Source organism: Rhodococcus sp. D-46 (genome assembly GCF_011290655.1).
Classification (GTDB): Bacteria; Actinomycetota; Actinomycetes; order Mycobacteriales; family Mycobacteriaceae; genus Rhodococcus_F; species Rhodococcus_F qingshengii.
The window spans coordinates 193,071-207,698 of record NZ_JAANTF010000005.1; the positions used below are offsets into that span (position 1 = coordinate 193,071).

Annotated in this window: 14 protein-coding genes and 1 riboswitch; of the genes, 7 read left to right on the forward strand and 7 right to left on the reverse strand. The window is 63.3% G+C overall.

The annotated features are described in order from the left end of the window. Positions 1 to 47 precede the first annotated feature (47 nt). The 4 genes from G9U53_RS14145 to G9U53_RS14160 all read right to left on the reverse strand — a co-directional run bounded on the left by G9U53_RS14145 (position 48) and on the right by G9U53_RS14160 (position 4,621). Entirely contained in the window at positions 48 to 1,175 is a 1,128-nt protein-coding gene (locus G9U53_RS14145; protein ID WP_165638813.1) for a glycosyltransferase family 4 protein, read from the reverse strand. A gap of 78 nt (positions 1,176 to 1,253) precedes the next feature. After that, positions 1,254 to 2,612 (reverse strand): hypothetical protein, encoded by a 1,359-nt coding sequence (locus tag G9U53_RS14150; protein WP_223304499.1) that lies wholly within the window; start codon positions 2,610 to 2,612, stop codon positions 1,254 to 1,256. Positions 2,613 to 2,686: 74 nt separating this feature from the next. Next, complete coding sequence (locus G9U53_RS14155) at positions 2,687 to 3,739, reverse strand: C40 family peptidase (RefSeq protein WP_003941704.1); 1,053 nt, start codon at positions 3,737 to 3,739, stop codon at positions 2,687 to 2,689. Between the two features lie 324 nt (positions 3,740 to 4,063). Further along, positions 4,064 to 4,621 (reverse strand): C40 family peptidase, encoded by a 558-nt coding sequence (locus G9U53_RS14160; protein WP_050655815.1) that lies wholly within the window; start codon positions 4,619 to 4,621, stop codon positions 4,064 to 4,066. 14 nt (positions 4,622 to 4,635) lie between these two features. Beyond that, positions 4,636 to 4,814, reverse strand: a riboswitch (cyclic di-AMP (ydaO/yuaA leader). Between the two features lie 522 nt (positions 4,815 to 5,336). Between G9U53_RS14160 and G9U53_RS14165 the strand changes: the two genes are divergently transcribed. Both G9U53_RS14165 and G9U53_RS14170 read left to right on the forward strand, forming a co-directional pair. Further along, positions 5,337 to 7,097: a DEDD exonuclease domain-containing protein gene (locus G9U53_RS14165; RefSeq protein WP_165638814.1), complete on the forward strand. Its 1,761-nt coding sequence runs from the start codon at positions 5,337 to 5,339 to the stop codon at positions 7,095 to 7,097. A gap of 78 nt (positions 7,098 to 7,175) precedes the next feature. Further along, a complete protein-coding gene (locus G9U53_RS14170; protein ID WP_003941677.1) occupies positions 7,176 to 7,451 on the forward strand; it encodes an Lrp/AsnC ligand binding domain-containing protein in 276 nt (91 codons plus the stop codon). 8 nt (positions 7,452 to 7,459) lie between these two features. Here the strand turns inward: G9U53_RS14170 and trpD are convergent, their stop codons facing one another. Next, the gene (gene trpD / locus G9U53_RS14175; protein WP_003941751.1) at positions 7,460 to 8,551 is read right to left on the reverse strand and encodes an anthranilate phosphoribosyltransferase; all 1,092 of its coding nucleotides are present in this window, start codon (positions 8,549 to 8,551) and stop codon (positions 7,460 to 7,462) included. A 151-nt stretch (positions 8,552 to 8,702) separates the two neighbouring features. After that, positions 8,703 to 9,191: a hypothetical protein gene (locus tag G9U53_RS14180; protein WP_064689205.1), complete on the reverse strand. Its 489-nt coding sequence runs from the start codon at positions 9,189 to 9,191 to the stop codon at positions 8,703 to 8,705. Positions 9,192 to 9,318: 127 nt separating this feature from the next. On the opposite strand from G9U53_RS14180, the gene G9U53_RS14185 reads away from it, so the two are divergent. The 4 genes from G9U53_RS14185 (at position 9,319) to G9U53_RS14200 (ending at position 13,649) form a co-directional block, all read left to right on the forward strand. Next, positions 9,319 to 9,930 carry a heme-copper oxidase subunit III gene (locus G9U53_RS14185; protein ID WP_007730060.1) on the forward strand — a complete coding sequence of 204 codons (612 nt, stop codon included), beginning with the start codon at positions 9,319 to 9,321 and terminating at the stop codon, positions 9,928 to 9,930. Positions 9,931 to 9,994: 64 nt separating this feature from the next. Beyond that, a complete protein-coding gene (locus G9U53_RS14190) occupies positions 9,995 to 10,846 on the forward strand; it encodes a cytochrome c (RefSeq protein WP_003941682.1) in 852 nt (283 codons plus the stop codon). Further along, positions 10,843 to 11,985, forward strand: coding sequence for a ubiquinol-cytochrome c reductase iron-sulfur subunit (locus G9U53_RS14195; protein ID WP_007730058.1), 1,143 nt, complete (start codon positions 10,843 to 10,845; stop codon positions 11,983 to 11,985). Before G9U53_RS14190 ends, G9U53_RS14195 begins: the two co-directional genes overlap by 4 nt. A gap of 59 nt (positions 11,986 to 12,044) precedes the next feature. Next, on the forward strand, positions 12,045 to 13,649 hold the full coding sequence (locus tag G9U53_RS14200) for a cytochrome bc complex cytochrome b subunit (protein ID WP_007730057.1): 1,605 nt from the start codon (positions 12,045 to 12,047) through the stop codon (positions 13,647 to 13,649). A gap of 149 nt (positions 13,650 to 13,798) precedes the next feature. Here the strand turns inward: G9U53_RS14200 and G9U53_RS14205 are convergent, their stop codons facing one another. Beyond that, on the reverse strand, positions 13,799 to 14,095 hold the full coding sequence (locus G9U53_RS14205; protein ID WP_019748908.1) for an antibiotic biosynthesis monooxygenase: 297 nt from the start codon (positions 14,093 to 14,095) through the stop codon (positions 13,799 to 13,801). Between the two features lie 66 nt (positions 14,096 to 14,161). On the opposite strand from G9U53_RS14205, the gene G9U53_RS14210 reads away from it, so the two are divergent. After that, a complete protein-coding gene (locus G9U53_RS14210) occupies positions 14,162 to 14,551 on the forward strand; it encodes a DUF3224 domain-containing protein (RefSeq protein WP_058039453.1) in 390 nt (129 codons plus the stop codon). Positions 14,552 to 14,628: the final 77 nt, after the last annotated feature.

Consider the following 14,628-nt stretch of genomic DNA (forward strand, 5'->3'; position numbering starts at 1 on the left):
CCCGCACCGAATTCGGTGCGGGCCGTTCGCGTTCGAGTCCCGTTTGCTCAGCCGAGGAGATTACGCAGTTTCGAAGCGAGCGTGTCCCACTTCCAGTCTTCGGCAACCCATGCCCGGCCGGCTGCTCCCATCGCGGCCGCGCGATCACGATCGGACAGCACCTCGATCACGGATTCGGCGATGTCGCGAACAGAGGTGCCGTCGACCACGAGCCCGGTCTTGTTCTGCTGCACCGTTTCCGGAGCGCCACCACTGCGCCCGGCGATGACCGGCACACCGGTAGCCGAGGCCTCGAGGTAGACGATTCCCAGTCCTTCGACGTCCAATCCGGCGCCTCGGGTACGGCACGGCATGGCGAACACGTCGGCGATCGTGTGGTGCGCTGCCAACTCTGCGGCGGGCACCGTGCCCGTGAAGACGACGTGATCGTCCATCCCGGTCTTACGCGCCAATTGGCGGAGATGGTCCTCGTACGGCCCACCTCCGACGATCACCAGTACCGCCCCGTCAATGCTCTTGCGTACGGTCGGCAGCGCCTTGATGAGCATGTCCTGCCCCTTGCGTGGCACGAGCCGCGACAGGCACAGGATCGTGGGCCGCTCGCCCAGCCCGTATCGCTTACGCAGTTCCGCGCGGGCGACCGAGTCCGGGTGGAACACTGACGTGTCCACTCCGGAAGGAAGGTGCTCGAGCGCCGCTTGCGGGCCGAAGGCCGCCGAGAACCGCCCACGGGTGTATTTGCTGACGAACGTCACCGCATCGGTGTGGTCACCGATCACACGCAACGACTGCCGCGCACCGGGAATCATCGACCATCCGACCTCGTGGCCGTGAGTACTCGCGATCACTCGGCTCGCTCCGGCGCGTCGAACAACCGGTGCCAACAACGCCAACGGCGCTGCCGCACCGAACCAGACCGACTCGCAGTCGTGCTTCTTGACCAACTTCGCGGCTCGACGAGCGACAAAAGGCGACGGCAGCATCAGCGTCGTCGGGTGCCGAACGACCTCGAAAGGCTGTGCCGCATCGAACTTCTTGTGCGAGTCGCCCCGCCACCGCGGTGCGTACACCACCAACTTGTCCGGCGGCAGATGCCCGGCGAACGTGTGGAGATAGGACTGGATACCTCCGGGGCGAGGAGGAAAATCGTTGGTCACCAAGAGGGTCCGGCGCATCCGTCCACCGTAGGGCACTCGGTGCTTCAAACGTGCGAAGGGCACCTCGCCGCTGCAATCGACCCAGCCGCGAACTACTCAGCCCAGATGACTGTTGGTCCAGTCGACCCATCCGGCTCGCAGTTCCTCGGTTCCGACGCCAACGACCGCTCGGATCCGCGAATCGAGGTCTTCGGCCGTCATCTTTCCGGAGGCGAGAGCGCGAAAGAGGTCGGTCAGCTTTGCTTCTCCGAATCGATCGGCGATATACGCGTTGATCGACCACGCCGATTCGTACGCCAGTGAACTCACGACCGGTACACCGCTGAACTGCGTGTCGTCCGGAAACTCGGTCGGAGTATCGCCGGAGCGTACCGCTGCCGCCAGAGTCGGCGCGATCTCACCCCAGGCCCGCGAGGATCCACGGTTTCCCGCGTATTCGGCAAACCCTTCCAATACCCACATCGGCGACCCGTCACGGGTTTTCGATCGGGCGGCTATGTGCATCAGTTCGTGGCGCAACACCGTTCGCCTGGTGATGTCGGTCAACCTCGAAGCCGCGGCAGGCGAGAAGACCACCCGCTGGCCACTCACGTCGGAAGACCCGTCCGCCGTCGCATCCGCGACCGACACTGCGGCAATCGAAGCGCCGTCGTGATGGGAGCCGACCAGTGCGGTGAATTCCTCAGCGGACCCCGCCACCATGAGCACCGCGCGCTCGGACCACCACGGCCCCCACAACTGCGTCGTGTTCTCGATGGCTGAGTCCACATCGGCAGCCAAAGCGTCGACGAACGCCTGCTGACCCGGGTGGCCGATCACCAGCGCGTTACCCGCAGAATTCTCGGCGACGGCAAGCGGGCCGAAGTCCCAGGGGCCGTTCCAGGATTCGCCCGCCGTTCGGGCGCCGTCCAGTCCGACGATCGACCCGTCCGCAAGAACCGACCACTGATCGCCGCGTTTCGCGAGCGTCATGGACACTGCCTTGCGCGTGGGCAATGCGTCGACGCCGTCGAGGGCGTACCGCAACAGAACTTGCGCATTCCATACTTCGACGTCTCCGCCCGGCGCACCGGTTCGCGGCGCCGGAGTCAGGCCGCCGCTGGGAATCTCGTATCCCCAGTCGGAGAATTCAAGCGCTCCCGCAGCAGTGGCTCGTCGAACTTCCGCCTCGAGCACACCGGGTGCGGCGGCACTGTCGACGAACTTCGCCAGCCCCGACGGATCGTCGGACATCTGAGCCGCGGCCCATGCATCGAGAAAGCTCTGGACTTGAGCGCTGCGTTCCGCGTCCTGTTCGGCGGCGGCATTTTCGTCGGAATCGGACCTGTTCGTCAGGAAGATCGTCAGGCCCAGAACGAGCACCACGGCTACACCGAGCGCCACGAGGGCCGGATACTCCCAACGGCGTGGTCGATCTGCGCCGACGTCGGGCGTCGTCATCGGTTCAGTCGGCACGGTGCCGAGTGTAGGAGAACTCGACTCGACGCTTCACGGCGGCTGGCCACACGCCGCTCGGGCGCAGCAAGCCGTCAGTAACGACGCGCAGTGGAGAACTCCATGCCTGCCATCGACTGGACCTTCACCGGTACGCCGAACGTCGACGCATGCAGAATGTTTCCGTCGCCGGCGTAGATGCCGACATGCGAGTTGTCGCTGTAGAAAGTCACGACGTCGCCGGGCTGTAGTTGGTCCCTCGACACCGGTACACCGCCCTGCGCCTGCGCTTGGCTCGATCGCGGCAGAGTCTTTCCGATCTGCTTGTAGGCCCACACCACCAGACCTGAGCAGTCGAACTCGTTCGGGCCGGTCGCGCCCCAGACGTACGGGTCACCGATCCGCGTGAGGCCTGCCTGCAGAGCAGCAGCACCCGAGCCAGGGGTCAAGTTAGCCAGAATTTTGCTGAGATCGACGTCCGGCGGGAAAGGCGTACCGCTCAGTTGGTTACGTTCGTCGTCGGTGAGATTCTGGAAGGCTTTGGTCACGTCGGCGATCTGCGTCTGCAGTTCACTCTGCTTGCGCTGCAAATCGTCACTGAGCGCGCGGGCTTGATCGGCGGCGGTTCGCGCTTCTTCGGCCGATCGCTTCGACGCTTCCGAGGCGGCACGCGCATCGGCAGTGGCTTGGTTGAACTGAGAGACCTGTACTGCCGCGTCGTTGGAAATCACGTCGAGCGCAGACATCTGGTCGAGCAACTGCTGCGGCGAGTCGCTCACCATCAACGCAAAGAGGCGATTGGTTCGCGCACCCTGGTAATTCGCTGTGGCAATACGGTTTACCGCCGGAGCGAACTCGGCGACGCGCGCCGAAGCCGCGTCGAGAAGACCCTGATCGGCTGCCGATCGCACGTCCGCATCATTCGCGACTGCCAGCTTCGCGTCGAGGTCGATCTGCGCGTTGTGCAGCGCTTCGTTGGTCTGCTCGGAAACCCGGGAGAGTTCACCGAGCTTGTCGAGCGCCTCGGTGGGGTTGGTGATGACGGGGTCGGCACCGGCCTGCATCGAAGGCCCTGCAACGAGTCCGAACGCCAGCACTCCCACTGTCAATGCGGCCCGTACTCGACTGTTGTTTTTCGATGAAACCACGGAATGCAACTCTCCGTCTCGGTGAAGCGACGCCGACCGGGACCGGTCGACGATCTGTTAGCTGGCTGTCAACTATCCACAGTACCTGTCTCGGCCGCGCAATGTCTCGATAAGGTTACGGAACGGCATACGTTTGTGTCTACTCGCCGGTAGGCGTGTCGGGGTGAAGTACCGGGCGAATTGTCGCGAAACGAAAATGTGGGCCCCGAATCGAAGATTCGAGGCCCACATTCGAAGATCCGGAGCTCCCCCGAGCTCCGCCGCATCACAGCGGCGGATCGTTCCGACTGCCTACCGGAGACAGCCGTCGAGCGTGTTCAGAAATCAGTAACGGCGAGCGCCGTCGTACGGCATCGAGGACACCGGAGCGAGCTTCACGGGCTGACCAGCGGTCGACGCGTGGATGACATTGCCGTTACCGGCGTAGATGCCCGAATGCGATCCGCCGTAGAAGGAGATCACGTCGCCGACCTGAAGATCGGACTGTGCGACGGCAACGCCGGCTGCAGCCTGGTCGTAGCTCGTGCGAGGCAGGTTGAGACCGGCCTGCTTGTATGCCCACTGAACGAGACCGGAGCAGTCGAATGCGTCCGGGCCGGCTGCGCCGTACACGTACGGGGAGCCCAGCTTGCTCTCTGCGGCGCGAACTGCCTGCTCACCAACACTGGAGATGGGAGCGGCCGGTGCAGCCGGTGCGATGTCGGCGATGCCCGGAATGACCGGCAACTGAGGAATAGAAACGCCCGGAACCTCGAACGTGCCGACGCCGGGGATGGTGATGGGGTCTGCCGAGGCAGGTGCAGCGGTTGCAGCGAATGCTCCGACTGCGAGCGCGCCGGCTACTGCCAACTGCGCTGAACGCTTGAAACTCTGTGACGCCACTTAAGGGGTGCTCCATTTCTTCCATTCATCCGCCGACCGAGTTAGCTGACGGGTTCGGGCTGGGAAGATCAGCCCTACCCGCGTGGTCTGCAGCGATCCTGCGTGCTGCACCCCAGGCGGGATTCACCCCAGTGGAAACTTGGGTTCCCGGTTCGGGTTCCTCGCGGAGATCCCGATTAGGCGGTTCCTGACGATGCCGGTCCTGTTTGGTCCGGCAAGACTTCGTTAGGTCTCAGGAAGGTTACGAAATGATCGCGACGATGTCGACCGCTTCGTGACAATCGCGCCCGATTCGCCGGAAATCGTGGTGCCGCGCCCGCGATACGCCCGGCGGGTCACGGGGAGATAACAACAGGTCGGTTCGGCGACCCACTCCAGGCCGTCAAACCCGCGCCCGCTACCCACTGCCAAGGCTCACCAAACCCGACAATCCGATCTTCCATGCAGTTCAACGATGATTACTTGAAACTAGAACTTGTTCCGGTCACGGAAGCGGTTTCAGCCGTCGACAGACGCACCGAAGACCCCCTCGACTCGCCCTACTCACAAGTAGGCGCGCGTCCACATTCGCGAGTTCCCACCGCAAGTGTGATCCTCGTCTCTCCTACTTTTGTCGGGCGTTCATCGACCGATTTCGCAACGGAAGTCCGTGCGGGTCGGATTCCGTGTCTGCACTCTCGAATTCGTGTCGGGGGGTACTTCTACTGTCTGCGGTGTGAGTCCCGCCTCGGTCCGAGAATTTCCGTCTCCGCCCCCGTTCTCCGACGGGGAGAAGTTCGACGTCGGGCGGCAACTGAGCTTCGACGAACTGGACACACCGCTGAGCGAGACAACATTTGTCGTCGTCGACCTCGAGACCACAGGGGGCAGCGCCGACCAGGACTCCATCACCGAGATCGGCGCCGTCAAGATCCGCGGCGGCGAGGTACTGGGCGAAATGGCAACACTCGTCGACCCCGGCCGGTCGATTCCGCCCTACATAGTCGAACTGACCGGAATCACCACGGCCATGCTGATCGGCGCACCTCCCATCGAACGTGTCCTGCCTGCATTTCTCGAGTTCGCCGAGGGCGCGGTGCTGGTGGCACACAACGCGCCGTTCGACATCGGTTTCCTCAAAGCAGCGGCGTCACGCAGCGCGCGCCCGTGGCCTGCGTTCCGTGTCCTGTGCACCGTCAAACTCGCCCGGCGCGTACTCACACGCGACGAAGCACCTTCGGTGAAACTCTCCGCACTCGCCCATCTCTTCCAAGTGACCACCCAGCCGACGCACCGGGCTCTCGACGACGCGCGTGCGACCGTCGACGTCCTCCACGGACTGATCGACAGGGTCGGAAACCAGGGTGTCCACAGTTACAGCGAACTGGTCGACTACCTGCCCAACATTTCCTCGCATCAACGGGCCAAACGGTCCTTCGCCGCAAACCTGCCGCGAAGCCCCGGTGTCTACCTTTTCCGCGGTCCTTCCGACGAAGCCCTCTACATAGGAACTGCTACCGACCTTCGACGCCGCGTCCGCAACTACTTCACCGGTTCGGAGACCCGCGGCCGGATGAAGGAAATGGTCGCGCTGGCCACCCGCGTGGACCATGTCGAGTGCGCGCACGCTCTCGAAGCCGGGGTGCGTGAACTACGACTGCTGAGCGCGCATGCGCCGCCGTACAACCGTCGCTCCAAGTTTCCCAAGCGAGGTTGGTGGATCACCCTCACCGACGAGGCGTTTCCGAGACTGTCCGTGGTTCGCACGCCCACGGCCGATTCGATCGGCCCGTTCACCTCTCGCGCCGACGCAGTCGACGTCGCCGACACCGTCGCAGAGTTCAGTCGTCTGCGCACGTGTACCAAGCGTCTCGGACGCGGCGCCGTTCACGGCCCTGACTGCCCCGCTCGCGAACTGGGGGCGTGTCCAGCCTCCTGGACCCCGGAAATCAACGCAGAGGACTACGCGGCCGCCCCTGAGGCCGTGCGTGGATTCTTCCGAGGAACCAACGACGCTCCCCTCCAACAGATGCAGGCCCGGATCGACGAGCTGTCCGCACACGCGTTGTTCGAGAATGCTGCGCGTCTGCGTGACCGAACGGTCGCAGTCGCCACCGCAGTGCGGCGCACTCAGCGACTCGCCGCAGTCGCGGCGATCGAACAACTCGTTCTCGCCCGCCCCACCGGAGACGGCGGCTGGGAGCTGTCGGTGATCCGGTCCGGGCGTCTCGCGTCCGCCGGGCTCGCCAGACGTGGGACTCACCCGATGCCCGTCGTCGACGCCATCACCGCGGCGGCCGAAACCGTCCTACCGGACGACGCCCCGTTCCGCGGCGCGTCACCCGAAGAACTGGGACTGATCGCAAGGTGGCTCTCGTCGGACGGTGTCCGAATCGTGTCGGCGACATCCGGATACGTCGAACCTGTGAGCGGCGCCGGCAAGTGGGAAGCCTGGTGCCGACTCGCCCGAGCCGGAACCGAATCCGAACATCGATGACGTAACGGCGGGGCGGCACCCCTAAGCTCGATCGAAACCACCGGGTCATCACAACCCGCAGGGAAATCGAGGAGAGAAATGATCAACGCCATCGTCATGATTCACGCCGAGTCCGCTCGGATCCCGGAAACCGCGCAGGCCGTCGCCGACCTGTCCGGAGTGACCGAGGTCTACTCGTGCGCAGGTGACGTCGATTTGATCGCCATCGTGAAAGTGCGTGACCACGCCCAGATCGCCGACGTGGTCACCGGAGGAATCAACAAGGTGCCCGGCGTTCTCCGAACCGCCACACACATTGCGTTCCAGTCATTCTCCAGCGCAGACGTCGAGGCCGGTTTCTCGCTGGGTGAATAGCCCCTCGATCAGGCTTGGTCGGCCAGCTCGGCGGTGAGCGCCGCCCACTTGTGAAGCAGTTCAGCGCCCGCGCCGCTGTCGATCGCGGCAGCGGCTGCAGTCATCCCGGCAGAGATCGCACTCTCGAGATCGTCGCCGACACCGTTGAATGCCGCGATGGCTGCTCCCGCGTTCAGCAGGACCGCGTCCCGGACCGGCCCCTTCTGCCCGGAAAGCAGCGTTCTGGCGACGGTGGCGTTGATTTCGGCGTCGCCTCCACGCAACTCTTCGAGAGGAACGCGGTCGATTCCGAGGTCACGCGGATCCAGCGTGACAGTTCGCACACTTCCACCGCCGACGATGTGAACCGTCGACGTCGTCGATGTGGTCAGTTCGTCCAGTCCGTCGTCTCCCCGTACCACCAACGCCGAATTGCCGCGCTGCGCAAGGACTCCCGCGACGACCGAGATCAGTTTCGGAAATGCGCACCCGATCAGCCCGGCACGCGGACGAGCCGGATTGGTCAGTGGACCGAGCACGTTGAATGCCGTCGGAATGCCGATTTCCTTGCGAGGCACCGCCGCAAAGCGCAGTGCGGGATGGAAGACCGGCGCGAAACAAAAGCCGATGCCGACCTCTTCGACGCACCTCGCAACCTGCTCCGGCCCGAGGTTGATGCGAACGCCGAGCGCCTCGAGCACGTCGGCGCCACCGCTCTTGGACGAAGCAGCGCGGTTGCCGTGCTTGACAACTCGCACACCGGACGCGGCAACCACGATCGAGGCCATCGTCGAGATGTTCACCGTGTTGGAGCGGTCACCACCCGTGCCGACGATGTCGACGACGTCGGAATCGACCGGCACGCGCCTGGAGTGTTCGAGCATCGCGGCGGCGAGCCCTTCCAACTCCGCGGGGGTTTCTCCCTTCATCTTCAGACCGACCCCGAAAGCAGCGATCTGAGCGGAGGTGGCGTTGTCCGACATGATCTCGCCCATAGCCCAGCGACTGTCGGCTTCCGACAAGTCACTGCCGTCCGTGAGCAAACCGAGAATCATCGGCCAGGACCGCACCACTGCACTCGAATCGACGTTCACGGCGTTGGATGCGTCGGTGCCGGCCATAGTGCCTTGGTCCCCTGTCGTTCAAGTGGGCTAATTTTTTGCTGTCGTTTCGTGCTGTCGTTTCGTGCTGTCTTTTTGTGCTGTCATTACGTGCTGCCTCTGACCCTCGCAGCCTAGTCAGTGAGGTAACGAGGAAACCGAATAGGGCCGCTCAGGACTTTCTGCGACCGCGTTTGGGCGGCGCCTCCGCAAGTATCGGGGGCTGGAGCGCGTCCCACCCGGCGACCGAACCACCGAGTCGCTGCGCCAGACCGGCCATTCGTGACCGCTCCTGGGAGCAATGCAGTGCGTCAAGCACCTGGACACGCTCGAAGACGACGCGAACCGAATTCTCGACCGTCGGAGTCACGTCCTCGGGCCGACTCGAGCCTCGCACATATCCGTCCTGGGCGACGATGCTCTCGGCATCGGCTACCGAGCCCTCCGGGAGGTCGAGATGATGCCGCAGAACCACTTCGGACTCCGCCCTGAACTCCGGCTCGGTGGAGGCGGCACGTTCGAGAGCCGTCGAGCTCGCCTCGGCGTCGTCGAAGCCTTCGGCAACGACGACCAGATCCGACCGCCCTGCATCGAGCGGTGTCGGAATCTTCGTGCCGAAAATTCTCAGGAACCACGGTCTACTCTTGTGTGTAGCTGCCATCGCGCCAGCATATTCCGACCACGCCACCAGCGCGTTCGCCGCCCGATCCCGCGAACTCGAGCCGAGCGACGCGCCGATGGTGGACCCGAGTGGTCGTCTCTTACGACGAAGCGTCATACTTCTGTCTGTGACGAGCGCAGTAGGGACTTCAGGATCGGCAATCACCCAACGCGTGCACTCGCTGAACCGGCCGAATATGGTCAGCGTTGGCACCATCGTGTGGTTGTCAAGTGAGCTCATGTTCTTCGCAGGGCTCTTTGCCATGTACTTCGTGGCACGAGCTCAGGCGAACGGAAATTGGCCGCCGGAGCCAACCGAATTGAACCTTTATCTGGCCGTGCCGGTGACCTTGGTGCTTATCGCATCTTCGTTCACCTGCCAGATGGGTGTCTTCGCGGCTGAGCGTGGCGACGTCTTCGGACTTCGTCGCTGGTACACCATCACCTTGGTCATGGGGGCGTTCTTCGTCGCCGGCCAGGGTTACGAGTACTACCACCTCGTGCACGAGGGCACCACGATTTCGAGCAGCGTGTACGGCTCGGTGTTCTACATGACCACCGGCTTCCACGGTCTGCACGTCATCGGCGGTCTCATCGCCTTCGTCTTCTTGATCGCACGTACCCGGGTCAGCAAGTTCACGCCCGCCCAGGCCACCGCCGCGATCGTTGTTTCGTACTACTGGCACTTTGTCGACATCGTGTGGATCGCGCTGTTTGCCACGATTTATTTCATCCGTTAATCAGCTGTACGCCCCAGGCAGCCCCTGACGTCCAGTTCCGTCCCGACATACCAAAGGGATACAGATGAGTTCATCCCCCCCTCCCGCATCCGATAACTCAGCGAATGCCGCGAAGTCGCGTCGCCAGCGGAAAATCCGCCGGCGCGTCACTGGCGCGCTCGTATTGATGATGGGATTGATCAGCGCAGGTTTCCTCGCTTCGGCGTTGACACCAGCTCCGCAGGTTGCGACCGCCAGTGACGATTCAGCAGCCCTGATTCGTGAAGGCAAGCAGCTGTACGACACGTCATGCATCACGTGCCACGGCGCGAACTTGCAGGGCGTGCAGGACCGCGGTCCCAGCCTCATCGGCGTCGGCGAAGCAGCCGTGTACTTCCAGGTCTCCTCTGGTCGTATGCCGGCAGCTCGCAACGAGGCCCAGGCTGCACGCAAGGACCCCAAGTTCGATGCTGCGCAGACCGACGCCCTCGGCGCTTTCATCCAGGCCAACGGCGGCGGCCCGACGCTCATCCGCGACGAGAACGGCGAAATCGCCCAGTCCTCGCTGCGCGGTGGCGACGTCGGACGCGGCAGTGAGCTCTTCCGGCTCAACTGCGCGTCGTGCCATAACTTCACCGGCCGCGGTGGCGCACTGTCCTCGGGCAAGTACGCCCCGGTCCTGGATCCGGCCAGCGAGCAGCAGATCTACGCTGCCATGGTTACCGGTCCCCAGAACATGCCGAAGTTCTCGGATCGTCAGCTGACGATCGAGGAGAAGAAGGACATCATCGCCTACGTCAAGTCGTCGGGCGAGTCGAAGGACCCCGGTGGGTACGGGCTCGGTGGCCTCGGTCCGGCCTCTGAGGGTCTCGCCATGTGGGCCGTCGGAATCATCGCTGTCGTCGGTGCAGCATTGTGGATCGGAGCAAGGTCATGAGCGACGCTGGCCAGCATGGCGGCGATACGCCTAAGAAGTACACAGATGAAGAGCTCGACGCGATGTCACGCGACGACCTGGTCAAGCTGGGTACCAATCTCGATGGCGTCGATGTCGTCTACCGCCGTGATCGTTGGTCGGTAAAGGGCACCAGGGCGGAAAAGCGCGCCGAGCGCAACGTCGCCTTCTGGTTCGGCCTCGCCGGCGTTTCGGCGATCGCGTTCATCGCGATCTACCTGTTCTGGCCCTGGGAGTACGCAGGCGCCGGTGACGAGAACTACGGCAAGTACAGCCTGTACACCCCGCTGATCGGCTTGACCATGGGTCTGGCGATCCTCGGCGTCGGCATCGGTGCCGTTCAGTTCACGAAGAAGTTCATCCCCGAAGAGGTCTCGATCCAGGACCGCCACGACGGTGGTTCCACCGAGGTCGATCGTCGCACGATCGTCGCCGAGCTCGGCGACACCCTCGAGACGTCCACCCTCCCCCGCCGCAAGGCCATCAAGCGCAGCTTGATGTTCGGCGGCGGCGCACTCGGCGTCATGATGGTCATGCCCCTCGGCGGACTCATCAAGAACCCGTGGGCCAAGGGCGACGACTCACCTCTGTGGGTGTCCGGCTGGACCCCGAACTACCCGGGCGAGACCATCTACCTGCGTCGTGACACCGGCCGTCCCGAGGACATCGTCCTCGTTCGCCCGGAAGATCTCGATGCCGGTTCGATGGAAACGGTCTTCCCGTTCCGCGAGTCCGACCGTGGCGACGAGCACGCTCTGCTCGCAGCACTGCGCGGCATTCGTAACTCGGTGATGCTCATCCGCCTCCGCACGGAAGACACCGCGCGTGTCACCAAGCGTAAGGGCCAGGAAAGCTTCAACTACGGCGATTACTTCGCCTACTCGAAGATCTGCACCCACCTGGGTTGCCCCACCTCGCTCTACGAACAGCAGAGCAACCGTATTCTGTGCCCCTGCCACCAGTCGCAGTTCGACGCACTGACCTACGGCAAGCCGATCTTCGGTCCCGCTGCTCGCGCACTTCCGCAGTTGCCTATTACAGTGAACGAAGAGGGCTTCCTGGTCGCCGACGGTGACTTCATCGAAGCACTCGGCCCGGCATTTTGGGAGCGTCGACCGTGACCACAACAACAACCAAACCGTCCAAGATCAGCGCGGCAGCGGCTGGACAAGCGGAGGCTATGGACTCCCGCTACCACCTCGCCGCAGGCATGCGCCGGCAGATCAACAAGGTCTTCCCGACGCACTGGTCCTTCATGCTCGGCGAGATCGCGCTCTACAGCTTCGTGATCCTGCTGATCTCCGGTGTGTTCCTGACGCTGTTCTTCGATCCGTCGATGGCACACGTCGTCTACCAGGGCGCATACCAGCCGCTTCGTGGTGTCACGATGTCTCGCGCCTACGAGACGACCCTGAACATCTCCTTCGAGGTGCGCGGCGGTCTCTTCGTTCGCCAGATTCACCACTGGGCTGCACTGATGTTCGCGGCGTCGATCATCGTTCACCTCGCTCGCATCTTCTTCACCGGCGCCTTCCGTCGCCCGCGTGAAGCGAACTGGGTCATCGGCTGCCTGCTGCTCATCCTGGCGATGTTCGAAGGCTTCTTCGGTTACACCATCCCCGACGACCTGCTCTCGGGCACCGGCCTCCGCGCCGCCTTCGGTGGTATCACGATGAGTATCCCGATCGTCGGTACCTGGATGCACTGGCTGATCTTCGACGGCGACTTCCCCGGCGACCTCATCATCCCGCGTCTCTACGTCGCTCACGTGCTGCTGTTCCCGGGCATCATCCTGGCTCTGATCGCCGGCCACCTCGCGTTGGTCTGGTACCAGAAGCACACGCAGTTCCCCGGCCCCGGCCGTACGGAACAGAACGTCGTCGGCGTCCGCATCCTCCCGGTCTTCGCGATGAAGGGTGGCGCGTTCTTCGCCATGACCTTCGGCGTGCTCGCACTGCTCGGTGGTCTGTTCCAGATCAACCCCGTGTGGAACATCGGTCCGTACAACCCGTCACAGGTCTCGGCAGGTTCCCAGCCCGATATCTACATGATGTGGACGGACGGCCTTGCTCGACTGTGGCCGGCGTGGGAGATCTACCTGTTCAACCGGTACACGATCCCTGCAGTGTTCGCCGTCGCCCTGATCATGGGCCTCGTCTTCGCACTGTTGATCGCGTACCCGTGGATCGAGAAGCGTCTCACCGGAGACGACGCTCACCACAACATCCTGCAGCGCCCGCGCGACGTGCCGGTCCGTACCGCTATCGGTGCGATGTCCATCGCGTTCTACCTGGTGCTCACGATCTCCTGCATCAACGACATCATCGCGTACCACCTGCACATCTCGCTGAACGCAATGACGTGGATCGGCCGTATCGGCATGGTCATCCTTCCGCCCATCGCGTACTTCGTGACGTACCGGTTCTGCATCGGCCTGCAGCGCAGTGACCGTGCAGTCCTCGAACACGGCATCGAGACCGGCATCATCAAGCGGATGCCGAACGGCCAGTACATCGAGATCCACCAGCCGCTCGGCCCCGTCGACGAGCACGGACACCCGATCCCGCTCGAGTACCAGGGTGCTGCTGTCCCGAAGAAGATGAACAAGCTCGGCCTCGCCGGCAAGCCCGGTAGCGGTAGCCTGATCACCGCCGACCCTGTCGAGGAGAGCGAGGCTCTCGAAGCCGCTCATCACGAAGCTGAGCACGAGCAGCTTCAGATCCTTCTGGACTACCAGAACCGAACCAACGGCAAGTCCGATGGTTCCAGTGGAGAACTCCACTAAGAACGTCAGTTGACCAGTGAGGCCCCGAACCGGATTCCGGTTCGGGGCCTCACTCGTTCTCTGAGCGATTCAGTATGGACAACCTCCAAGTGGGCACCACTCCCCCGGTTCGTCGTCTGAGCGCCGACAACAGCAGGCACTACGCTTTGCTAGACCTCGAGCACAGTCGAATAGTGCTCCACCGTCGGGAACGGCTCGTAGAAGTGATGGAGAAGTTCTCGCCACTTCTCGTATCCTGGCGACTTACGGAACCCGATGGTGTGTGACTCCACGTCTTCCCACTCGACCAGCAGGAGATATCGCTCCGGTGATTCCAGGCAGTGCGAGAGCCGCAGCCTGATGAATCCGGGAACCTCGGAGATGATGGTTCGGGCCACGTCGAATGCGGCCTCGAAACGCGCTGACTGCGACGGATCGACCTGCAGGACGGCATGTTCGAGAATCATCTACCGAGTGTTGCACGTTCTCGGGAGTCCCCTCGAGGCGTTGTCGCCTGGTGAGATACTCGGACCATGACATCCCATTCACGCGGCACCTTCGAGATCGATCTTCGCCCCGCCGATCCTGAGCTCTCCGGACGCGTCGGACGCTTCGAGTTCGACAAGACGTTCATCGGCGGCGTCGAGGGCACGTCGTCCGGCCTGATGCTGTCCGCGGGCGATCCGACAGCCGGTGCAGCGGGCTATGTCGCTTTGGAGTTTGTCACGGGGCAGGTCGACGAAGCTGTGGGATCGTTCGCCCTGCAGCAGTTCGGTCAGATGATCGACGGAACGCAGAAGCTTCTGTACGAGATCGTGCCGGGGTCCGGAACCGGCGAGTTGAAGGGCATCGCAGGCACTCTCGAGCTGGAGGTCGTCGACGGTCTGCACCGCTACGACCTCGAATACTCGCTCCACGATTGACAGAGAGCGGTTGTTGACAGGCACCCTCCTACCACCGAAACTCACATAAACGACAACAGAGGCGCCGTACCCGGGTG